The sequence below is a fragment of the Cupriavidus sp. 291-E7 genome (genome assembly GCF_057798835.1).
In genome coordinates this window covers 51131-73435 of the sequence record NZ_JBYOJV010000013.1, presented here as the reverse complement: position 1 = coordinate 73435, position 22305 = coordinate 51131, and the positions used below count along the sequence as shown (strand labels likewise).

General features: G+C 64.7%; 21 protein-coding genes and 1 tRNA gene. 18 read left to right on the top strand and 4 right to left on the bottom strand.

All coding sequences use genetic code 11. The features are described 5' to 3' along the window. Positions 1-38: 38 nt before the first annotated feature. Positions 39-716 carry a tetratricopeptide repeat protein gene (locus tag AC3FLX_RS22075; protein WP_488699452.1) on the bottom strand — a complete coding sequence of 226 codons (678 nt, stop codon included), beginning with the start codon at positions 714-716 and terminating at the stop codon, positions 39-41. A gap of 168 nt (positions 717-884) precedes the next feature. On the opposite strand from AC3FLX_RS22075, the gene cysS reads away from it, so the two are divergent. The 7 genes from cysS (at position 885) to AC3FLX_RS22040 (ending at position 7699) form a co-directional block, all read left to right on the top strand. Then, positions 885-2273 (top strand): cysteine--tRNA ligase, encoded by a 1389-nt coding sequence (gene cysS, locus AC3FLX_RS22070; protein ID WP_488699451.1) that lies wholly within the window; start codon positions 885-887, stop codon positions 2271-2273. Beyond that, positions 2270-3091: a DNA-3-methyladenine glycosylase family protein gene (locus tag AC3FLX_RS22065; RefSeq protein WP_488699450.1), complete on the top strand. Its 822-nt coding sequence runs from the start codon at positions 2270-2272 to the stop codon at positions 3089-3091. The genes cysS and AC3FLX_RS22065 overlap by 4 nt, the downstream gene beginning before the upstream one ends. A 135-nt stretch (positions 3092-3226) precedes the next feature. Then, positions 3227-4198, top strand: a complete 972-nt coding sequence (locus tag AC3FLX_RS22060) for an acetyl-CoA carboxylase carboxyltransferase subunit alpha (protein WP_488699449.1) — start codon at positions 3227-3229, stop codon at positions 4196-4198. 1 nt (position 4199) lies between these two features. Continuing rightward, positions 4200-5645 (top strand): tRNA lysidine(34) synthetase TilS, encoded by a 1446-nt coding sequence (gene tilS / locus AC3FLX_RS22055; RefSeq protein WP_488699448.1) that lies wholly within the window; start codon positions 4200-4202, stop codon positions 5643-5645. A gap of 177 nt (positions 5646-5822) precedes the next feature. Continuing rightward, a complete protein-coding gene (locus AC3FLX_RS22050) occupies positions 5823-7073 on the top strand; it encodes an aspartate kinase (protein WP_488699447.1) in 1251 nt (416 codons plus the stop codon). Between the two features lie 137 nt (positions 7074-7210). Then, positions 7211-7304 (top strand) — tRNA-Ser (locus AC3FLX_RS22045). 11 nt (positions 7305-7315) lie between these two features. Continuing rightward, positions 7316-7699 carry a DUF6538 domain-containing protein gene (locus tag AC3FLX_RS22040; protein ID WP_488699446.1) on the top strand — a complete coding sequence of 128 codons (384 nt, stop codon included), beginning with the start codon at positions 7316-7318 and terminating at the stop codon, positions 7697-7699. 422 nt (positions 7700-8121) lie between these two features. On the opposite strand, the gene AC3FLX_RS22035 is transcribed toward AC3FLX_RS22040, so the two are convergent. From AC3FLX_RS22035 to AC3FLX_RS22025, 3 genes are all read right to left on the bottom strand, one after another. Further along, positions 8122-8547: a phosphodiester glycosidase family protein gene (locus AC3FLX_RS22035; RefSeq protein WP_488699562.1), complete on the bottom strand. Its 426-nt coding sequence runs from the start codon at positions 8545-8547 to the stop codon at positions 8122-8124. Positions 8548-8837: 290 nt separating this feature from the next. Then, positions 8838-9161, bottom strand: a complete 324-nt coding sequence (locus tag AC3FLX_RS22030) for a DUF7281 domain-containing protein (RefSeq protein WP_488699445.1) — start codon at positions 9159-9161, stop codon at positions 8838-8840. Between the two features lie 197 nt (positions 9162-9358). Further along, on the bottom strand, positions 9359-10306 hold the full coding sequence (locus AC3FLX_RS22025) for a lactate/malate family dehydrogenase (protein ID WP_488699444.1): 948 nt from the start codon (positions 10304-10306) through the stop codon (positions 9359-9361). A 196-nt stretch (positions 10307-10502) separates the two neighbouring features. Here AC3FLX_RS22025 and AC3FLX_RS22020 point away from each other — a divergent pair, with 196 nt between their 5' ends. From AC3FLX_RS22020 to AC3FLX_RS21970, 11 genes are all read left to right on the top strand, one after another. Further along, the gene (locus tag AC3FLX_RS22020) at positions 10503-11882 is read left to right on the top strand and encodes an FAD-containing oxidoreductase (protein ID WP_488699443.1); all 1380 of its coding nucleotides are present in this window, start codon (positions 10503-10505) and stop codon (positions 11880-11882) included. A 224-nt stretch (positions 11883-12106) separates the two neighbouring features. Continuing rightward, complete coding sequence (locus AC3FLX_RS22015) at positions 12107-12931, top strand: alpha/beta fold hydrolase (RefSeq protein WP_488699442.1); 825 nt, start codon at positions 12107-12109, stop codon at positions 12929-12931. A 543-nt stretch (positions 12932-13474) separates the two neighbouring features. Then, on the top strand, positions 13475-14218 hold the full coding sequence (locus AC3FLX_RS22010) for a beta-ketoacyl synthase chain length factor (RefSeq protein ID WP_488699441.1): 744 nt from the start codon (positions 13475-13477) through the stop codon (positions 14216-14218). Beyond that, complete coding sequence (locus AC3FLX_RS22005) at positions 14211-14987, top strand: lysophospholipid acyltransferase family protein (RefSeq protein ID WP_488699440.1); 777 nt, start codon at positions 14211-14213, stop codon at positions 14985-14987. The genes AC3FLX_RS22010 and AC3FLX_RS22005 overlap by 8 nt, the downstream gene beginning before the upstream one ends. Then, positions 14974-15231 (top strand): phosphopantetheine-binding protein, encoded by a 258-nt coding sequence (locus tag AC3FLX_RS22000; RefSeq protein ID WP_488699439.1) that lies wholly within the window; start codon positions 14974-14976, stop codon positions 15229-15231. The genes AC3FLX_RS22005 and AC3FLX_RS22000 overlap by 14 nt, the downstream gene beginning before the upstream one ends. A 73-nt stretch (positions 15232-15304) precedes the next feature. Then, on the top strand, positions 15305-15562 hold the full coding sequence (locus AC3FLX_RS21995; protein ID WP_488699438.1) for an acyl carrier protein: 258 nt from the start codon (positions 15305-15307) through the stop codon (positions 15560-15562). Between the two features lie 115 nt (positions 15563-15677). Next, the gene (locus tag AC3FLX_RS21990) at positions 15678-17483 is read left to right on the top strand and encodes an ApeI family dehydratase (RefSeq protein ID WP_488699437.1); all 1806 of its coding nucleotides are present in this window, start codon (positions 15678-15680) and stop codon (positions 17481-17483) included. Then, entirely contained in the window at positions 17476-18219 is a 744-nt protein-coding gene (locus AC3FLX_RS21985; RefSeq protein ID WP_488699436.1) for a glycosyltransferase family 2 protein, read from the top strand. The genes AC3FLX_RS21990 and AC3FLX_RS21985 overlap by 8 nt, the downstream gene beginning before the upstream one ends. Continuing rightward, positions 18216-19211: a lysophospholipid acyltransferase family protein gene (locus tag AC3FLX_RS21980; protein ID WP_488699435.1), complete on the top strand. Its 996-nt coding sequence runs from the start codon at positions 18216-18218 to the stop codon at positions 19209-19211. Before AC3FLX_RS21985 ends, AC3FLX_RS21980 begins: the two co-directional genes overlap by 4 nt. A 79-nt stretch (positions 19212-19290) precedes the next feature. Beyond that, complete coding sequence (locus tag AC3FLX_RS21975; RefSeq protein WP_488699434.1) at positions 19291-19938, top strand: LolA family protein; 648 nt, start codon at positions 19291-19293, stop codon at positions 19936-19938. Further along, positions 19931-22276, top strand: coding sequence for an MMPL family transporter (locus AC3FLX_RS21970; protein ID WP_488699433.1), 2346 nt, complete (start codon positions 19931-19933; stop codon positions 22274-22276). Before AC3FLX_RS21975 ends, AC3FLX_RS21970 begins: the two co-directional genes overlap by 8 nt. The last annotated feature ends 29 nt before the right edge of the window (positions 22277-22305 follow it).

Sequence of the window (22305 nt, the reverse complement as noted above, 5' to 3'; positions counted from 1 at the left end):
GCGGCAACGCCCATGACGGCGTTGCCTGCCATGCGGGTTCAGCGTGCCGCCGGGGCGCTGGCGGGCGCCTTTCGGACGGCGGGCGCGGCAGCCGGCGCGCTGGCGGGCGCGGGCGACACGCCAAGCTGGCGCAGGCCGGCCGCGGCGCGTGTATCTCCGGGGTTGCGGCGCACCGCATCGGTGTAGGCGCTCTCGGCCAGGCGCCGGTAGACGTCGCCCAGGTTGCTGTACGCGATGGCGTAGTCGGGCTTGGCGTCGATGGCCAGCAGCAGCTCGGCCTCGGCGCGCTTCAGGTCGCCACGCTTTGCGTAGAGCAGGGCGAGGTTGTTGTGCGGTTCCGGCAGCTCGGGAAAGTCCTGCGCCATTTCGGAGAAAGCCTGGATGGCTTCGTCCTCGTGACCGGCCTTGGCCATAGCCCACGCCCGCTGGAAGCGCGCCTGGGCGTTGCGCGGGTTACCGGCAAGCACTTTGTCGAAGCCCTTGATGGCGTCTTCGTAGCGCTTGTCGTTGACGGCCTTCTGTGCCGGCACCATGCCTGGGTCCGCCGATGCCACATTCGACGGAGCCGGTGGCGCGGAAAGCGACAGCGGGCCGTTCTGGGCAGCGGCCGGCAGGGACGCCAGCGCCACTGCGATCGCCAGCGCGCCGGTGACGGCGGAAAGGGCGGTGCCACGGCGGGCCGTTGCGGGGATCGGGGAAGGCAGAAGCAGGCTCATGTAAGGGCGGTCCGTTATACTCCGCGGCATTCTAGCAAAGCGGCACGGCGTGCAGGACAGGTCGCAACGCCATGACCCCTCCGCAGGCCGGACGGATGAGCTTCCGGTAAGATATGGGGCCCGTGCGTCATGGCGCGCACGCCGCTCTGCCACCAATCACATCGCTCCATGCAGCAACTGAACATCTACAACACGCTCGCGCGTGAAAAGCAGCCCTTTGTGCCTATCGAACCCGGCAAGGTCCGCATGTACGTGTGCGGCATGACCGTGTACGACTACTGCCACGTGGGCCACGCGCGCGTGATGGTGGTGTTCGATATGGTGCACCGCTGGCTGCGTACCGCCGGCTACGATGTGACGTATGTGCAGAACATCACCGATATCGACGACAAGATCATTCGTCGCGCCGCCGAAAACGGCGAAACCATCGGTCAGCTGACCACGCGCTTCATCCAGTACATGCATGAAGATGCAGCCGCGCTGGGCGTGATCCGTCCCGACTACGAGCCGCGCGCCACGGAATTCGTGCCGCAGATGCTCAATATCATCGAGAAGCTCGAAGCCAGGGGCTTGGCCTATCAGGCGGCCGACGGGGACGTGAACTACTCGGTGCGCAAGTTTCCCGGCTACGGCAAGCTGTCCGGCAAGTCGCTGGAAGACCTGCGCGCCGGCGAACGCGTCAGTGCCAACGACGCCAAGCAGGACCCGCTGGATTTTGTGCTCTGGAAGTCGGCCAAGGAAACCGAGCCGCCCGAGAGCAAATGGGACTCGAAGTGGGGCAGCGGCCGGCCAGGCTGGCATATCGAATGCTCCGCCATGAGCTGCACGCTGCTGGGCGAGCATTTCGATATCCACGGTGGCGGGGCCGACCTGCAGTTCCCGCACCATGAAAACGAGATCGCCCAATCGGAAGGCGCCAGCGGCAATCCGTTCGTGAACGTGTGGATGCACAACGGCTTCGTGCGTATCAACGACGAGAAGATGTCCAAATCGCTGGGCAATTTCTTCACGATCCGCGAAGTGCTCAAGGAGTACGACCCCGAGGTCGTGCGCTTCTTCATCCTGCGCGCGCACTACCGCAGCCCGCTGAACTACAGCGACGCCCATCTGGACGATGCCCGCCACGCCCTGACGCGCCTGTACACGGCGCTCAAGGAAACGCAGCCCGGTGGCTGCGCCGTGGACTGGGAAGAACCGCATGCAAAGCGCTTTGCCGAGGCAATGGGCGACGACTTCAACACGCCGATCGCCATGTCGGTGCTGTTCGACCTCGCCAGCGAAGTGAACCGCTCCGGTTCGCTTCAGGCCGCCCACCAGCTCAAGGCGCTGGCCGGCACGCTGGGCCTGCTGGAACGCGACCCGCATACCTTCCTGCAGGGTGGTGCGGCCGTGGATGGCCTGAGCGCCGAGCAAATCGATGCGCAGATTGCCGCGCGCCGTACCGCCAAGGCTGAACGCAATTTTGCCGAGGCGGACCGGATTCGCGCGGAGCTGCTGGCGGCCGGCGTGGTGCTGGAAGACAAGCCGGGCGGTGCCACCGAGTGGAGGCGTGCTTGAACGCTGCCGCGCGCAAGCCGAAGTCCGCTGCCGTCGCGCCGAAGCCTGCCGGCAAGACGGCGGCAAAGCAGGCGCCGAAGGTGTCGGCAAAGGATGTGGCGAAGGCGTCCGCGACGGCCAAGGCTGCCGGTAAGAGCCGCAAGCCGGATCTGCCGGAGGCGCAGGCTGTTCCGCTGCCGGTGGAAACGGTTATCGATGCCGTGCGCCCAGCGTACTGGGATGAAGCCTGCGCCGACCTGATGAAGCGCGACCGCATCCTGCGCAAGATGATTCCGACTTACGGACCCGCGCACCTTGTCTCGCGTGGCGACCCGTTCATCACGCTGGCGCGCTCGATCGTCGGCCAGCAGATCTCGGTCAAGGCCGCGCAGTCGGTCTGGGAACGCCTGGTGGCGCTGTGCCCGCGCGTGACGCCGGCCCAGTTCCTGAAGGCCGGCACCGAGCAACTGGCGGGATGCGGCCTGTCCAAGCGCAAGGCCGAGTACATCACCGATCTCGCCGATCATTTCAAGGCCGGCACGGTTCATGTCAACGAGTGGGCTGGCATGGACGACGAGGCCGTGATCGCCGAGCTTACGCAGATTCGTGGCATTGGCCGCTGGACGGCGGAGATGTTCCTGATGTTCAATCTGATGCGGCCCAACGTGCTGCCGCTCGATGACGTGGGTCTGATCAACGCAATCTCGACCAACTATTTCAGTGGCGAGCCGGTCACCCGCAGCGAGGCGCGCGAAGTGGCGGCCAACTGGGAACCGTGGCGCACCGTGGCCACCTGGTACATGTGGCGCAGTCTCGACCCGTTGCCAGTGACGTATTAGTTACCGAATCGGGCAGTTTGAAGCAGTGACGGCGTTGATTCTTGCCAAAAATGCATAAGAATCAACATATTGGGCAGCGGTATTCTGGATTTTTTCCGGTAGAATGCGCCCCTTCACAGACAGGTCCGCGTTTTTATGAAAACCACCTTCCTGGATTTCGAGCAGCCGATTGCCGAGCTCGAGGCAAAGATCGAAGAACTGCGTTTTGTGCAGGACGACTCGGCTGTCGATATTTCCGAAGAGATTTCGCGGCTGGCCGGCAAGAGCCAGCAGCTGACCAAGGATATCTATGCCAACCTGACCCCGTGGCAGGTTGCGCAGATCGCGCGGCACCCGCAGCGTCCATACACGCTGGACTACGTGCGCGAGATCTTCACCGACTTCCATGAACTGCACGGCGACCGTGCGTTTGCCGACGATCTGTCGATCGTTGGCGGTCTGGCCCGCTTCAACGGCCAGGCATGCATGGTCATCGGCCACCAGAAGGGCCGTGACACGAAGGAGCGCGCGCTGCGCAACTTCGGTATGTCCAAGCCCGAGGGCTACCGCAAGGCCAAGCGCCTGATGGAACTGGCCGACAAGTTCGGTCTGCCGATCTTCACGTTCGTGGATACGCCGGGTGCGTTCCCGGGCATCGACGCCGAGGAGCGTGGCCAGTCGGAAGCGATCGGTCACAACCTCTATGTGATGGCCGGACTGAAGGTGCCCCTGATCGCCACGATCATCGGCGAAGGCGGTTCGGGCGGTGCACTGGCGATTGCCGTGGGCGACGTCGTGCAAATGCTGCAGTTCGCCACCTACGCGGTGATTTCGCCGGAAGGCTGCGCGTCGATCCTCTGGAAGACGGCCGAGAAGGCACCGGAAGCCGCCGAGGCACTGGGCCTGACCGCTCACCGCCTGAAGGCACTGGGCCTGATCGACAAGATCATCAACGAGCCGCTGGGCGGCGCACATCGTGACCCGAAGGGTATGGCGACGATGCTCAAGCGCACGCTGGCGGAATCGCTGCGCCAGTTCCAGGGCATGAGCGTCAAGGAACTGCAGGCGCGCCGCCACGAGCGCCTGATGGCTTATGGCAAGTTCAAGGAAACCGGCGCCCAGGAATGATGTGAGCGCCGAAGACTCGACGCACCTGACCGCGCGTCTGACCGACAAGGTCGCACAGGCTTTACAGGCCAGTGCGGCCTTTGTTGTTTCTGGCCCGGCCGATCCCGTCACCGACAAGCATCCGTTCACCATCGCCGTGGCGCTGTCCGGTGGCCGCGACTCCGTCGCGTTGCTGCATGCCGCACGCGGCGCGCTGGCTGCCGGTTGGCCGCTGGCGCGCCTGGTGGCGCTGCACGTTCATCATGGCTTGCAGACGCAGGCCGATGACTGGGATCGTTTCTGTGCTGCCCTTTGCACCGATCTGCAGGTGCCGCTGGTGAGCACCCGCGTGACGGTGCAGCCCACCGCGGGCGAAGGCATCGAAGCCGCGGCGCGGCGCGCGCGCTATGACGCGCTGGGCCGGATGTGCCGCGACCAGGGTGCGCGTCTGCTGCTGTTCGCCCATCATCGCGACGATCAGGTGGAGACCGTGCTGCTGCGGCTGTTTCGCGGTACGGGCGTGGCCGGCATGTCCGGCATGCCCGCGCGCCGGCCGCTCGACGCGCAGGGTGATGTGCAGCTGCTACGCCCCTGGCTCGATGTGGCGCGCGCCGAGATCGACGCCTATTGCGCGGCCCATGCGCTGCGCTGGATCGACGACCCCTCGAATGCCGACACGCGCTTCGCACGCAATGCGTTGCGCGCCCACTTGCCGGCGCTGCTGCAGGCGTTTCCCGCGCTTTACGAGAACGTGACGCAGGCCGCCTCCCATTTTGCGCAGGCGGCGGGGATGCTCGACGCGCTGGCCGAGCAATCGTTGGCCAGCATGGTCTGCACTGGGCGCGACGCCGATACGCTTTCCGAACTCGATCTCACGCTCCTACGCGCCTTGCCGCCCGACCACGCCGATGGCGTGCTGCGACATTGGCTGCGTGATCTCGGCACCCAGCCGCCATCGACTGCGCGCCTGGCCGCAATGCGTGCGCAACTGATTGAAGATCGCGGCGGCGAACCGGCCATCGCGCACGACGGTCTGGTGCTGCGGCGCTTCCGCGATCGCGTTCTCGCATGCCGCGCCGTGGCGGCCGGGGCGCCTGCACCCTTCGCGTTCGAATGGCGCGGCGAGGCGCGCATCGTGGTGCCCGCGTGGCGTGGCGAACTGCGCTTCGAGCGCGACGATACCTTTGGCGTGCCCGAAGCCGTACTGTCCGCGCCGCTGCGGCTGGCGGCCAGGGCAGGGGGGGAGCGTATCGTCCTGCGCCCGGGCGGCCCGGCGCGCGCGTTGAAGCAGGCTTACCAGGAAGCGGATATTCCCGCTTGGCGACGCGCGCATCTGCCATTGCTCTGGAGCGGCGAGACGCTCGTGCTGGCCGCTGGCCTGGGCATCCATCGCCGCTGGCCCACCGAATTTCCCCACGCCCCGCGGTGGCGTGTGGAGTGGGTGACACGGCCAGATCTGGCCAGCTGAACGGCCAATTACCGGCGAAAATGGGGACAGAATCAATTTCGCTTGTGAATATTTTTCACAAGAAATGACGCGATTTTGGCGTCGTTTTTACGGGTTTTATCCCCTTTCGGCCTTTACGGGCAGCGACTCTTCGTGTAATTTCATCGGCTTTGCACAATCGCTGGCGTCGACAAGAAGATGGCTCTCATCGTTCACAAATACGGCGGCACTTCGATGGGTTCCACGGAACGCATCAAGAATGTCGCCAAGCGCGTGGCCAAGTGGCACCGCGCCGGTCACCGCGTTGTCGTGGTGCCTTCGGCCATGTCGGGCGAGACCAATCGCCTGCTGAGCCTTGCCAAGGAAATTTCCGCGCAGCCGGACCCGCGTGAACTGGACATGCTGGCCTCCACGGGCGAGCAGGCCAGTGTGGCGCTGCTGGCCATCGCGCTGCATGGCGAAGGCATCGACGCGGTCAGCTACACGGGCTGGCAGGTTCCGGTGAAGACCGATTCGGCCTACACCAAGGCCCGCATCGAATCGATCGATGACGAGCGCATCCTCGGCGACCTGGAAGCAGGCAAGGTGGTGGTGATCACCGGCTTCCAGGGCATCGACGACGACGGCAACATCACGACGCTGGGCCGCGGCGGCTCGGACACCTCGGCCGTGGCCATCGCCGCCGCCATCGAGGCGGATGAATGCCTGATCTACACCGACGTGGACGGCGTGTACACGACCGACCCGCGCGTGGTGGAAGACGCGCGCCGCCTGGACCAGATCACCTTCGAGGAAATGCTGGAAATGGCCAGCCTCGGCTCCAAGGTGCTGCAGATCCGCTCGGTGGAGTTCGCCGGCAAGTACCGCGTGAAGACCCGCGTGCTGTCGTCGCTGACCGACCCCCTGATGCCGCTCGAACAGGAAATGCATTCGGGCACGCTGATTACTTTTGAGGAAGAGTCTGAAATGGAAGCAGCCGTCATCTCCGGCATCGCCTTTGCCCGCGACGAGGCCAAGATCACTGTGCTGGGCGTGCCTGACAAGCCGGGCATCGCCTACCAGATCCTGGGTCCGATCGCCGACGCCAATATCGACGTCGACATGATCATCCAGAACCAGTCGGTGGACGGCAAGACCGACTTCACGTTCACCGTGCCGCGCGCCGACTACCAGCGCGCGCTGACGATCCTGAACGACAGCGTGAAGGCCCATATCGGCGCCGCCAGCGTGTCGGGCGACCCGAAGGTGTCGAAGGTGTCGGTGGTGGGCGTTGGCATGCGCTCGCACGTGGGCATCGCCAGCAAGATGTTCCGTACGCTGTCGGAAGAGGGCATCAACATCCAGATGATCTCCACCTCGGAAATCAAGATCTCGGTGCTGATCGACGAGAAGTACATGGAGCTGGCCGTACGCGCTCTGCACAAGGTATTCGAGCTGGATCAGGCGTGATCGGCTGCTGAAATTTCTGGCGTGGCGGGATTGCTGTGATTTTTGTCACGGGTCATCGAAAATTCATTGACCAGTTGAGACTGCCTCGCTAGAATACGCGCTCTGTTGTGCAGCCTCCCTTGCACAACAAAAGTTTGGGAGACGTGGCCGAGAGGTCGAAGGCACTCCCCTGCTAAGGGAGCATCTGGGCCAAAACCTGGATCGAGGGTTCGAATCCCTCCGTCTCCGCCACTACATCTGTATTGGCGGCGAACCCCGGAAGATCGCGGTCTTCCGGGGTTTTGTTTTTTTTGGCCCTCTTTTGGCCCCTGACACCGCTGCACCTTCCGCGTGTCACTTACGCCGAGGGAGCGTCAGCGACGCACATCACCCGCCGAAAAGGCGTCTATTACTTCCGCAAGAAAGTCCCCGTTGATCTCGTTGCCGTGTACGGCAGACGAGAGATCATCTACAGCCTCCGTACCGAAGAACGTCCCATAGCAGCCCGTCTCGCGCTGCGTGTTGCAGTCCAGCTTGATGACGAGTTCTGCCTAACGCAGGGGCCAACCTGTCGCTCCCACGCAGGCTGCTGTAACGCCGGACCCGACGGCATCTTTGAGCGCGCAGGGTGGAGGCGAGGGGCTTGAATCTAAGACGAAGAAGATTGCACTGCCTTGCCTCCTTCCCATCTGGCGACGCGAGAGCAATCCCACTGACAAGGCGGTGAACGCGGTGGGCGAAGTGGGCAACCCCGACATCCTAACGATTGCTCGGGTGAGCTGCCATGTGGGACATCCGGCTGGAGTGGAGTAACACAGCTGCCACCGTTATCACGAAGGTCAGCTTCATCCGTCTGCTTCTGACAGCGGGCCGCAATCGCGGCCTCATCGAAAGCAACCCTGCCGAGGGGATGGCTTGTCTACTATGTTCGTGCTGTGGGTCTGCGGCAGCCATTTTCGACAGGGCAGGTCGAGTCCATTCTTGCTGCCACTGCGAGTACCGGGTCGCCGACCCTGCAAAGTACTCGATTCGCCGCCTGGGCTATTTGGCTAGGGCCCGGCTCAATCCATTATTTTCGCTTAGCTGAGCCGCCTTTTAACGACAGCACTATTAACGACGCTTGAGGGTAGACTCCTTCTCCGTAGAGATGCCGTTGGAAGGAGTTTTCTGTCTTCGATTTGATTAATAGTAGCGCTCCTGAAGAGGTGTCGCCGGGTAAATTGATTGCATCATCACATCCCAAACCGCCTGAATTTTCCTTTCTGGACATCCAAACTGCAAGATCGAAGAGGGTTGTGGAATCTTTGGTAATTATTATCTTTACGTAGCGAGTACCGTTTTCATTTTTCCCGGTGCAAATAGCTGTTCTTATGTATTTTGGGGAGGTAGGTGTTTTCTGGCAAACTGCTACCGAGCCTTGAGGACCGACGAGTACCGGGCCAACCTGAATTGCTTGGGTACAAGACTGCCAATTGTGTTCGTCGAAAACTCCCAGACGTATTTGAAAGAAGCTAGCGCAATTAGAAAAATTCTATCTCAGTATTGTAGAAAATCTAATTCGCAAAGTTTGTGAGACAACCGCAAAAAAATTCGTGCGGCGAGGCCAGCCGATTAGGCAATCCATCACCATAATTGGGCAGGATGATGGTGGATGCCAGCATACGTTTCTAGACTGCTTGACGAATTGCATCTGCGCCTATGATCCGCTCAGCAATGATTTTAAGACGGATCTTCCTGGAGTTGGTGGCACCTTTCCGAATGCATGTTAAATCGAAAAAGAGGAAATCAATAAACCTCCAAGAACGACTGATGGTGGATGAGAATGCTCTGTATTCGAGATATTGCGCTGAATTGGGAGGCGATATACAGCCCTGCCGGATCGAAGTCCGTGAAAGCGAAAACGCGGCTCGGGTGACGCGCAATCCCACCTGCCGCGTCGCTTAATTCCACTCGGGTGTCACCACGAAATACAGCGAGCGTTGAGTGTTCGCCGTACGGGAACCACTTGCATCGCCCAATGTACCTAAATGTCTCGAGGTTTTCGAAAACTAGCAACTGTTGACAATGCACGCGCAGAAAAGGGCGACCGCCGAATTGGCGAGGGTGCATTCATGGTTCCGAAGATGGTCGCCCAAACACGGCAAATACATGCCAAATGCTCAGCTAAATGCCCTCCGGCGCTGGCTGACGTCGCAGGATGATGCCAGGGACCACAGGTACAAGGATGCCACGCTTCGCTCAAGTTACGCCGCGAGTGTTGCCGGGTCTGTCGGTGAGCTTCCGGCCGGTCTGATACACACAAAACCCTACCGCCCCTTCAGCACGCTCTCAGTCGCTTCTTTGACGATGCGCGCACTGCGTTGCAGGGCCGCGCGTTCGTCGGGCTTGAGTTCCGGATATGCCAGCAGACGCGCGCCGCTGCCGTTGACCACCGATGGCAGGGATAGGCACACATCCGGTATTCCTTCGACTTCGGGGTGCACGATGGCGACCGTGAGTATCTGGTCGGAGTTGTGCGCGATCGCCTGACAGATTCGCCCGATCGAACTGGCGATGCCGTAGTGCGTGGCGCCTTTGCCTTCCTTGATGAGCTTGGCCGATTCGTGAACGGACCGCAGCACAAGGTCGCGGCTGGCCGGGCCGAGTTCCTTGCCGCTCCTGGCAAGAAACGTTTCGAGCGGCATGCCTGAGACCGTTGCGCCAGACCAGTCGATGACCGCCGACTCACCGTGCTCGCCGATGACGTAGGCATGAATCGCGGGCGCCACCACGCCCAGCCGCTCGGACAGCAGCGCTCGCAACCGGCCGGTGTCGAGAGCGGTACCGGTGCTGATGACGCGCTCCGGCGCGCAGCGCAGCCGGTCAACCACAGCGGCGGCGATGACGTCGCATGGATTGGATGCGATCAGGTAGATGGCATCCGGGGCCAGCGGTGCGGTGCGGTCCACAATCGCAAGCGCGACGTCCACATTCGTTTTGGCCAGGTCCAGACGGGTCTGACCCGGTTTCACGCCTGCGCCGGCGGTGATCACGATGATGTCCGCATCGCCCGCGTCGTCGAGATCGCCAGCGCGGAAATGGCTGTGACCCCAGAATGCCGCGGCATGGGCGAGGTCGAGCGTCTGACCCTCGGCCCGCACCCGCTCGATGTCGACCAGTACGATCTCCGCGCTCGGAATCGCCGCAGCGGCGAATAGGGCCGCCGACCCACCAACCAGACCGGCGCCGACGATGACGATCTTGGGTTGCCGCATTGCATGTCTCCGATAACTTCGCACACAGGGCGTGGAATTCAACTATCAATTTGGAGGCCTGAGACGTTTTTCGGCAATGGCCTTTGGTCTAAGGTATCTATGGATAAGTGCGGTTGCAGGCGCTGCGTGGCCGCTTTGCCGCCGCATATGCCCGTCCGCACGATGATGAACACGGCGCACCGCAGGGGGAATCGTGATGGCTCAAGAATTCGACGCGATCGTCATTGGTGCCGGGCAGGCAGGCCCGGCGCTCGCCGCGCGGCTGGCTGGCACTGGCATGAAGCTGGCCGTCATCGAGCGCGCCCGCTTTGGCGGCACCTGCGTGAACACCGGCTGCATTCCCACCAAGACCCTTATTGCCAGCGCGTATGTTGCGCAACAGGCGCGGCGGGCGGCCGAGTACGGTGTGACGATCGATGGGCCGGTCGCCGTCGACATGAAGCGGGTGAAGGCGCGTAAGGATGAAATCTCAGGGCGCTCCAGCAGCAATGTGGAAAAGTGGATGCGTGGCCTGAAGAACGTCACGGTCTTTCACGGTCATGCCCGCTTCGAAAGCGCGCGCAGCGTGCAGGTGAACGGCGCATTGCTGCAAGCCGAGCGGATTTTCGTGAACGTCGGCGGGCGGGCGCTGGTTCCTCCCATGCCGGGACTGGACCAAGTGCCGTTCCTTACCAATGCGGGCATGATGGACGTGGATTTTCTGCCGGAGCACCTGATCGTCATCGGCGGCAGCTACATCGGCCTTGAATTCGGTCAGATGTACCGGCGCTTCGGGTCGAAGGTGACGATCGTCGAAAAAGGCCCGCGCCTGGTTCAGCGCGAAGACGAGGACGTGTCGCAAGCCGTGCTGGAGATACTGGAAGGCGAGGGGATCGAAGTCCGGCTCAATGCCAACTGCCTGAGCGCGCGCCCGGACGGCGACGGTATCGCCGTCGGGATCGATTGCATGACCGGGGCGCCGGAAGCGCACGGCTCGCATCTGCTGCTGGCGGTCGGCCGCGTGCCCAACACCGGCGATCTCGGGCTGGACAAGGCGGGGATCGAGACCGACGCGCGCGGGTATATCAAGGTCGACGAACAGTTACGCACCAACGTTCCCGGCATCTGGGCGCTTGGCGATTGCAACGGCCGCGGCGCCTTCACGCATACGTCATACAACGACTACGAGATCGTCGCGGCCAATCTCCTCGACAACGATCCGCGTACCGTTGCGGACCGCATCGCCGTTTATGCGATGTTCATCGACCCGCCGCTCGGCCGGATTGGCATGACGGACACCGAGGCGCGGCAGTCGGGGCGCAGGGTGCTGATCGGCACACGCCCGATGAGCCGTGTCGGGCGGGCCGTGGAAAGAGGCGAGAGCCTGGGCTTCATGAAAGTCCTCGTCGATGCCGACACCGGCATGATCCTGGGTGCGACGATCCTTGGCCTGACCGGCGACGAGGTGATTCATTCGCTGCTGGACGTCATGTATGCCAAGGCTCCCTATGCGACCATCAGCCGCGCGATGCATATCCATCCCACAGTGTCCGAACTGGTGCCCACGCTGCTGCAGGATTTGCGGCCACTGGTCTAGCTGGCGCAAGCGCGGGGGCGTCCGGCACGCGCCGCTTTGTTGCGTCATTGGCGATCGCGGCGCCTGCACCGCAACGGTGCGGGCGGCTACGACAACGCTAATTTCACGCGAAAAAAGCATTCACTTCTGCCCACCTGCCTGCGATGGGACGATGCCGTCTCGGGGGGCTGCCACTATCACTCACGCTCCCGCACGCCGGGGCAACCAAACTGAGAGGGATTAGCATGCAAACGGTCAGGACAAAGGATGGCGTCGAGATCTTCTACAAGGATTGGGGCAGTGGCCAGCCAATCGTCTTTTCTCATGGGTGGCCACTGAGCGCGGATGATTGGGACGCGCAGATGATGTTCTTCCTGAATCAAGGCTTTCGCGTCATCGCTCATGACCGGCGCGGCCACGGCCGGTCGACGCAGACGGCCGACGGTCACGACATGGATCACTACGCCGATGACCTGGCCGCGCTTACCGCCCATCTGGACCTGAAGCAGGCCATCCACGTGGGCCATTCCACCGGCGGCGGCGAGGTCGTGCGGTATCTGGCGCGTCATGGTGAAGCCCGCGTGGCAAAGGCGGTGCTGATTGCCGCGGTGCCGCCGCTGATGGTCAAGACGGAAGCCAACCCCGGAGGATTGCCGAAGGAGGTATTCGACGGTTTCCAGGCGCAGGTTGCCATTAACCGGGCGCAGTTCTACCGCGATATTCCCGAAGGGCCGTTCTATGGTTTCAACCGGCCGGGCGCGAAGTCACAGGAGGGGGTCATCGCCAACTGGTGGCGGCAGGGCATGCAGGGCGGGACCAAGGCCCACTACGACGGCATCGTCGCGTTCTCGCAGACCGATTTCACTGAAGACCTGAAGAAGATCAGCGTGCCGACGCTGGTGATGCACGGTGACGACGACCAGATCGTGCCCTATGCCGACTCCGGCCCGCTCTCGGCGAAGCTGCTGCGCAATGGCACGCTGAAGACCTACAAGGGATTCCCGCACGGCATGCCCACCACGCACGCCGAAACGATCAACGCGGACCTGCTGGCTTTCATCCGATCCTGAGCGCGATCCGGCCCGGTGCCGGAGACTTCGATGCCATCGCCGATGGCATCCCGCCCGGCAAGGGACGGTTTTCGATCCCTGCCGGGCCTCAAATGCTGCCGGAATCACCCAAAGTGGCGTGATTCCGCGCATTCACAGGGCCGCACGCCCGTCTTCCAGACGACTCCGACAATCCCCGCCGGCCACCTTGGTCGTATGGGCACCACGGTCGACCCTGAAAATTGCCAAAACTGAAGGGAAACCTATGTGCAACAGGGAAATCTGCTGCTAATGTGCGGCCTCCGCATCCCCGGCAGTCACCGGTAGCAATCACATCGGAAGCACGCTTACGGACCGTTTTCCTCGCCTTGTCGTGGCGGGGAACGGCTGTGTGGCCATCTCTCAAGGTTGATGGCCTGGCGTCGATATTCGATCTGAGATCCGCTATCCGAATGACGCGGCAGGGCGCGGGGGGCGGGGCGGAGGGTTTGCCGGATTGGGTGAACCCGTTTGCTTTCCGAGAGTGATTTCCAAGGGTTCCTGATCTGGTCTGGTGGGCGTGGGATGTTGATCGAGTTTGAGATTCGTGACTGGGCGGCTTGTGCTCCTGGGCTGATTGCCCGGCAATCCTGGCACGATTGGGCGTCCCAGCCGTGGCTTCCAATGGGCCGCGAAGTCCCGCCGCTTACCTCCATGTCATCGATATTGCGCCGGCGTGCGGGCGATCTTGGCCCCGTCGCGCTGAACGCCGTTTATGCGTGCGAGCCTTCCTCCCGGGCCGTGCCGATAGTGTTCGCGTCCCGTCATGGCGAGGTGCGGCGCGCCTGGCAACTGCTCGACCAGCTAACCGCGGGCGAGCCGCTGTCTCCGATGCTGTTCGCACTGGCCGTACACAACGCGATCGGCGCGCTCTATTCGATCGATCGCGGCCATACGGCCACGCTGCAGGCGCTTGCCGCCGAGCAGGACACCGTCGAGGCGGGTCTCGTGGAAGCGGCCGCGCTGCTTGCCGATGGTCACGACGAGGTCGTGCTTGTGCATTACGAGGCACCTGTTCCGGATGCGTACCAGGAATTTGCCGCCGGGCCGGAGTGCTTTCATGCGTGGGCCTGGCGCCTTTGCCGGCCGGCGGGAGCGGGTGCCCGGTTCAGCCTGTCGTGCGAAGCCGCGTCCGCGCAGGCGGCGCCGGATGGCGCTTCGTCGCTGCTCCCGCATGGGCTGGAGGTGCTGAGGTTCATGCTGGGCGGGTCGCCGAGCCTGACCAATCGCGGGCGGCGCGTGAACTGGGTTTGGCGGCGTCATGGTTGACCGGCTTGAACGGACCTGGCGCGTCTGCGCCACGGGATTCTGTTTTTCCTGTTTCGGCCTGGGCGGGCTGCTGATGCGCGTGCTGGTGTTCCCGGCGATGACGTGCTTCGTCAGGTCGGCCAGCGTGCGCCAGCGCGTCTGCAAGGAACTGGTCCGGTATGCCTTTCGTGTGTTCGTCTGGCTGATGACCAGCGTGGGCGTGATGCGCTGCGAAGTCCGCCATGCCGACCGGCTGCGCCGCAGCGGTCTGCTGATCGTGGCCAATCATCCGTCGCTGATCGACGTCGTATTGCTGATCGCGCAGGTCCGGCGGGCCGACTGCGTGGTCAAGGCAGACCTGCTTCGCAACCCGTTCACGCGCGGTCCGGTGCGGGCCACGGGCTACGTGTGCAATGGCAGTGGCGCCGGCATGGTCGACGACTGTATTGCCTCGCTGCGCGCGGGCAACAACCTCGTGATCTTCCCGGAAGGTACCCGCACGCCGTTGCATGGCCCGCTGCGGCTGCAGCGCGGTGCCGCGAATATTGCCGTGCGCGGAGGGCGGGCGCTGACGCCGGTCGTCATTCGCTGCGATCCCCCCACGCTGACCAAGGGCGAGAAGTGGTACAGGGTCCCCGTGCGACGCCCTCGCTACGTGATCGAGGTCCATGAGGATCTGGCCGTTGCTGACTGCGTCGACGCGGGCGCCAACGAATCGCAGGCGGTTCGCCAGCTGACCTGCTCGTTATCCGAATTTTTCTCCAGGGAGTTACGCCGTGAAGGCACTTGAACAGGAAATCAAGCAACTGATCGTGTCGTCGCTTGCATTGGACGATGTGACCGCCGACGAGATCGATGCCGCGGCGCCGCTCTTCGTCGAGGGGCTTGGTCTCGATTCGATCGACGCGCTCGAAATCGGCCTGGCCCTGCAGAAGCGCTACGGCATCACGATGAATGCGGGTCAGGACGAGATGCGGGCGCGTTTTGCCAGTGTCTCGGCGCTGGCGTCGTACGTGGCTGCGCAGCGCGGGTAGTCGCCGAAGGAATTCCCGATTGAACACGACAGCCAGCGCGCCCAGGTGGCGCGGCCGGCAACAAGGAAATGACATGACTCACGACGAAATCTACGCACGCGTCGCACAGGTATTGGAAGAGACGTTCGAGATCGATCCGGCGCGCATCGTTCCCGAAGCGCGTCTGTACGACGATCTCGACATCGATAGCATCGATGCCGTCGATCTGATCGTGAAGCTCAAGCCGATGCTGAACAAGCCGGTGAAGCCAGAGCACTTCCGCGCCGTCCGTACCGTGGAAGACGTGGTGAAGGCACTGTCGCAACTGATCGACTCGCCCGCCACGGTCTGACGCGGCATGCGCTTGCAACACCTGCTTTCCGGACTGCCGCCGCAGTGGAATCCCGCGTTCGTCGGTGCTGGCCCGCGGTGCCGGTTGCCGCGCGTGGCAACGGCCAGGAGCCGTCATGGCTGAATGGACCGGCCTGTGCGACGTGATGGACGCGCTGTCGGCGCGTGCCGATGATCGCGCGCCCCGCTGCGTGGCGAAGGACGATGGCGTGACGCTCGACACCCGCGCATTCGTCGCGCGCGCCGCCGCATGGCGACGGACGTTCGCGGGCGCCACGGGTCGCCGCTGGGCACTGTATGTCGATTCGACGGCCGAGTTCGCGGCCGCGCTGTTTGGCGCCTGGCACGCGGGCAAGGATGTCGTCCTGCCGGGAGATACCCGCCCGGAGACCCTGGCGGCACTGGCCGGTCATACAGACGGCATGGCCGGCGATATGCCGCAGGCGCTGTGGCCCGCGTCCGTTGGCGCGGGTACACCGGGAGATTCCGGATACGCCGCGATCGCCAATGCCGAAGAGGGGGCATCCGGCGCGCCCTGTATGTCATGGCCCGCGCTCGACCCGCGTGCCACCCAGGTGACGATTTTCACGTCGGGCTCGACCGGGGCGCCCACGCCCATCGCCAAGCGGCTGTCGCAACTCGATGCCGAGGTGCATGCGCTGCAAGCGGCTTTTGGCGAGCGTATCCCTGCCGATGCCCGCGTGCTCACCACGGTCTCGCACCAGCACATCTACGGCCTGTTGTTCTGCGTGCTGTGGCCGCTCGCGGCGGGCCGGCCGATGCCGGTCAGGCGCGCCGTCTACCACGAAGAACTCGTGCGCGAAGCCGGTACAACACCCGCGATGCTCGTCAGCAGCCCGGCGCATCTGCGCCGCATGTCGGAAGCCCTCGACTGGAGCGATCTGCGTGCCGCGCTGTGTGCGGTGTTTTCGTCGGCTGGCCCGCTGCCGCCCGAGGCCGCCATTGATGCGCAGCGCCATCTGGGCCAGTCGCCCATCGAAGTGTTCGGCAGTTCGGAAACCGGCGGCATCGCATGGCGTCAGCGCGCGGTGCAGGCCGATCGCTGGACCGCGTTGCCGGGCGTGGCATGGCGCCTGCAGGATGGCTGCCTCGCCGTGCGCTCGGCGCATCTGGCGACCGACGACTGGTACCTGTGCGCGGACCGCGCGCAGTCCGCGGGCGCGGACAGTTTCGTGCTTGGCGGCCGGGCCGACCGCATCGTCAAGATCGAGGAAAAGCGCGTGTCGTTGACGCAGATCGAGCAGACGCTGGCGGCGTCGCCGCTGGTGCGCGAGGCGCGCGTGGTGCTGGTGGAGCTTGACGTCGGCACGCGCATGGCCGCTGCCGTGGTTCTTGCGGATGAAGGCCGCGCCATGCTTGCGGACGGTGGCCGCGCGCCGCTGATCGCCGCGCTGCGTGGCACCCTGGCCGACACGACGGACCCGGTGGCGCTGCCGCGCCGCTGGAGCTTTCCCGATGCGCTGCCATGCAATGCGCAGGGCAAGACAACCGAGGCGATGTTGCGCGACCTGTTCCGCCGCACCGTGCCAAGGGCCGCGTGGCTCGACAGCGATGGGCAATCGGCCAGCGCGGACCTCCACGTGAGCAAGGACCTGGCGGTGTTCGACGGCCACTTTCCGGACACGCCGATCGTGCCCGGCGTGGCGCAGGTCGACTGGATCATGGCGCTTGCGCACGAACGTCTGCCGGTGCCCGCGCGCGAGCGCTTCCACCGGCTCGACACGCTGAAGTTCCAGGCCGTGATCCGTCCTGGCACCACGGTGCGGATGGTGCTGGACTGGCAGCCGCTGAAGCTCTCGCTCGGGTTTCGTCTGAGTTCGGACGAAGGCCAGGTTGCGAGCGGGCGCATTGTGTTCCGCGAGGCCGGCGCGAGCGAAAGCGAAAGCAGCAGCAATGTTTAAGCCCGTCGTCCTCGTTCCCGTCTACAACCACGAGCATGCGATCGGTGCGATGGTCGATGCCATCCTTGCCCATCCCGTGCCGTGCCTGCTGGTGGACGATGGCAGCACGCCCGAGTGTGCCACGGTGCTGCGCGACATCGCCGCCGCGAACGCAGGACGGATCAGCCTGGTGCGGCTTCCCGAGAACCGGGGCAAGGGCGGCGCCATCATGGCCGGATTTGTGGAGGCGTCTCGCCTGGGCTACACGCATGCGCTGCAGATCGATGCGGATGGCCAGCACGACGCCCGGTGCATCCCGCAGTTCCTGACGCTGGCGGAGGCGCAGCCCGAGACCGTGGTCTGCGGCTATCCGATCTATGACGACAGCGTGCCGCGCCTGCGTCTTTGGGCGCGCCATCTGACGCATGTCTGGGTCTGGATCAACTCGCTGTCGTTCGCCGTGCGCGACTCGATGTGCGGCCTGCGCGTCTATCCGCTCCCCGCCGTGATGGCGCTGATGCACGAAGCCCGTCTCGGACGGCGCATGGAGTTCGACCCCGAGGTGATGGTGCGCCTGGTGTGGCGTGGCGTGCGGGTTGTCAATCTGCCCACGCCGGTGACCTACCCGGCCGACGGCGTCTCGCACTTCCGCGCGTGGCGTGACAACGTGCTGATATCGGGCATGCACACGCGGCTGTTCTTCGGCATGCTGCGGCGCCTGCCGCGTCTGATGGCACGCAAGTTGAGATTCAAATGACCGTATCGCAATCCCCGGAGAACGTCCGGCAGGGTGCTCCCCGCGCGCCATCGCGCCACTGGAGCACGATCGGCGAAGCCACCTGTGTTTGGGGTATCTGGTTTCTGTTCGGCCTCTACCGTTTGTTCGGGCGGGCGCTGTTCCGCATGGTGCTGTATCCGGTCGTCACGTATTACTGGCTCACCCATCCGTTCGCGCGCCGCGCGTCGCGCGATTACCTGCGACGCATGCAGGCGGCCACCGGCGCCGTGACCGGGCCGGGCGGCGCAGAGCCAGGCGCGCGTCATACGCTGCGGCACCTGTTTTCGTTCGCCGATACGCTGCTGGACAAGCTGCTGGCCATCGGCGGCACGCGCTTCGACAACATTGCGCGCGAAGGCGAGGAAGTCCTGCTGCGCCAGATCGAGCAAGGCAAGGGCGGCATCATCGTGACGGCCCACATGGGCTGCCTGGAGCTGTGCCGCGTGCTTGCCACCAAGCGGCGCGGCATGCGGCTGACGGTGCTGGTGCACACGGCGCACGCGCAGCGTTTCAACCGCGTGCTCGCGCGGCTCGATCCCGGATCGGTCGTGCAGCTCTACCAGGTTGACGATATCTCTCCGGCCACCGCAATCGAACTGGCGGACAGGGTGCGCGCCGGCGAGTTTGTCGCCATTGCCGGCGACCGTGCTCCCGTTCGCGGCGGCCGTGCCATCCGCGTGCCGTTCCTGGGCGCGCCCGCGCGCTTTCCGGTGGGGCCGTATGTACTGACCTCGCTGATCGGCTGCCCGTTGTACGCGATGGGGTGCGTCCGCACCGCACGCGGGTACCTGCTGCGCTTCACCGAACTGGCGGCCGAGGTGCGGCTGCCGCGCGCGCAACGTGAAGCGACACTGACCGCGCTGGTCACGTCCTATGCCGCGTGGCTGGAGGCGCTGCTGCAGACCTCGCCGTACGACTGGTTCAACTTCTACGACTTCTGGGCGGACGACGAGATCCGCACGGGCCGCTGAGGCGCCCGCATTGCCTATGACTCCCGATCTGCGCCACGAAATCTCCTTCAGCCCCGCGTTACACGACCAAGGATCAGTCATGCGCCGCCGCGACGTGCTGCGCGCGCTGGCCGCCGCCTGTCTGATACCGGCATCGGGATTCGCCGGTGCCATTGGATCGGGCGCCGCGCCGGCCCAGGACGTGGCTGGCGGAATTTCCGGCCGGCTCATGGATGCGCCCGTCATTCGTGGACGTTTCGAACAGTCGCGCCGTCTTGCGGGCTTTACCAATCCACTCGTCTCACGCGGCGATTTTGTGGTGGCCCGTGCGCGCGGCGTACTGTGGTCGACCCGTGAGCCGATTTCGTCGAGCCTGCTCGTCACGCCTCAACGGATCGTGGTGCGCGGCGCGGACGGGCAACTCCAGCAGCAGCTGGAGGCCGATACGCAGCCCGCGATGCGCGTGGTGGGGGAGTCGATGATCGCCGTGTTGCGTGGCGATCTGCGCGCGTTATCCGCGCGCTTTGCGGTGAGCGGCAAGCTGATCGGCAATACACGGTGGGAACTCGTGCTGACGCCGACCGATGCCGGGGTGCGCCGCGCATTCGCCCGGATTTCGCTGGCCGGAGACCGCTTCGTGCGCGAGGTACGGCTCGAAGACGCCGGTGGCGACAGCACGGACGTCCGCATGATCGGCCCGGCAGCGGGCGACGGACTGAACGCGGACGAGGAGCAGCGCTTTGCGTAACGCCAGCGGCATGGTGGTGGGCGGCAGCCTGACGCGGATCGACCGCGTGCTCGCGCTTTTCTGGCTGGTGCTGGTCGTCTTGCTGGCGATCCACCAGTTTCAGTTCTGGCGCGCCGCGCGGCTCGATACCGACGTAATGGCGCTATTGCCCACGAGCGAACGCACCGCGACGGCCGACCGCGTGCTGCGCCGGTTGACCGATGGCGTGTCGCGGGAGGTCGTGGTGCTGGTCGGCAGCCCGGAATGGCAGCGCACGCGGGCGGCGGCGGCGCGCTTTGGTGCCGGCATCCAGCGGGGCGGCACGCTGCTGCAGCCGGTGGATCGCATCACGGCCTTCGATCTCGATTCGGCATTGGCGTTCTATCGGCCGTTCCGCGACCGCCTGCTCACCGACGAACAGCGGGCAAAGCTGCGCGAGGTCCATCCCGATGCGCTCGCGCAAGAGGCGCTGGCCAGGCTCTACCAGCTTTCCACTGGCCCGCACCTGACGGACTGGGCGACCGATCCGCTCGGGCTGTGGCAGGACTGGTGGCGCGAGCGCGCGGCGGTCACGCGCGTGCACGAACGCGATGGCCTGGCCACGGTATCCGGCGACGGGTTGGAATGGGTGCTGCTGAGCTACCGGTCCACCAAGCCGGCGTTTTCGGCATCGGGCAGCACCGACTACGGCGATCTGCTCGACGCGGCGCGTCACGCGGCGCAGCAAGGCGACGCAGGCGTGAAAGTGATTGCCGCAGGCATCCCGCTGCATGTGGAGGCCGCCGCCGTGCAAGCGAATTTTGAGATGAACGTGATCGGCTGGGGCTCGCTCGCGGCCGTGCTGTTGCTCGTGTGGCTGGCATTCCGGTCGCTGCGGCCGATCGTGCTGGTAGGGCTGTCGTTGCTGGTCGGCACGGCTGCGGCGCTTTCGGTCACGGCACTGGTCTTCGACCGCGTTCACTTGATCACGCTGGTGTTTGGCGCGAGCCTGGTCGGCGTGGCCGAGGACTTCGGCATCCACTATTTCGTCACGCGCCAGGGCAGCAAGCAGACGCCGCCGGGCGTGATGCGCTTCCTGCTGCCGGGGATGGCGCTCGCGCTGTCGACGAGCGTCGTTGCGTATCTCGCGCTTGGCATCGCGCCGTTTCCGGGATTGCGGCAGATGGCGTTGTTCTCCGCCGTTGGGCTTGTGGCGGCATTCCTCACCGTGGTGTTCTGGTTTCCGCTGCTGGACCGAGGCGAGTTGCGGCCAACGCGGTTGTCCGCATGGCTGGCGGCGAGCCTTGCACGCTGGCCGCGTGTGGGCTGGGACGTTCGCACCGCGCTGCTGCTTGGCGCGCTGGCCGTCTTCATCGTGGCGGGCGTTGCCCGCGTGCGCGTGGTTGACGACGTGCGTCAATTGCAGAGTTCGCCACAGGCGCTGATCGACGCGCAACGCGCGACGGGCAGGCTGCTTGGCACGCCGAGTCCCGCGCAGTTCGTGCTCGTGCGCGGCGCCACGCCGGACCAGGTGCTGTCACGCGAGGAGGATGTGAAGAAGGCACTCGCACCCGTCATCGCCAGTGGCGGGCTGGCGGGCTTTCTTGCGATTTCCGACTGGGTGCCATCGGCTGCGCGGCAACGCGCCGACGCGGCGCTGGCCGACCAGCAGGAAAGCGCCGTGCGCGAGCGCGTTGCGCGGGCGCTCGGTGGCGGCGTGCCCACGGCATCGCAAACGTCGAAGGACGGCACGCTGACGCTTTCCGCATGGCTCGCGCAGCCGGTGTCGGCCACGTTGCGCCACCTTTGGCAGGATCGCCAGGGCGACGGCTACGCAAGCGTGATGCTGCTGCGCGGCGTGGAGAGTGCCGCGACGATGCAGTCGATCCGATCGACGCTGGCGGGGATGCGGGACGTGGAATGGATCGATCACGTGGCCGATATCTCGGCACTGCTGCGCCACTACCGTGTGCTGATGAGCTGGTTGCTGGCGGCCGGCGCGGCGGGCGTGGCATTGCTGCTGGCCTGGCGATATGGCCGGGCAGGGTGGCGCGCACTCGTGCCGACGCTGCTGGCGGCGGCCTTCAGCGTGGCGCTGCTCGGCTGGCTGCAGGTGCCGCTGCAACTGTTCTCGGTGCTGGCGCTCGCATTGCTGCTCGGCGTTGGCGTCGACTACGGAATCTTCTTGCTGGAGCATCCCGGCGACGGGCTGTCATGGTCGGCGATCGTGCTCGGCGCGGCCAGCACGCTGCTGGCATTCGGGCTGCTGGCGCTGTCGTCGACCCCGGCGCTGCATGCGTTCGGCATGACGATGCTTTCGGGCGTCGGCGCGGTGTGGGCGCTGTCGCCGTGTTTCCGGCCGCCAGCCAGCCGGAATTGACCGCGAACTCGCACGACGGCGGACCACGC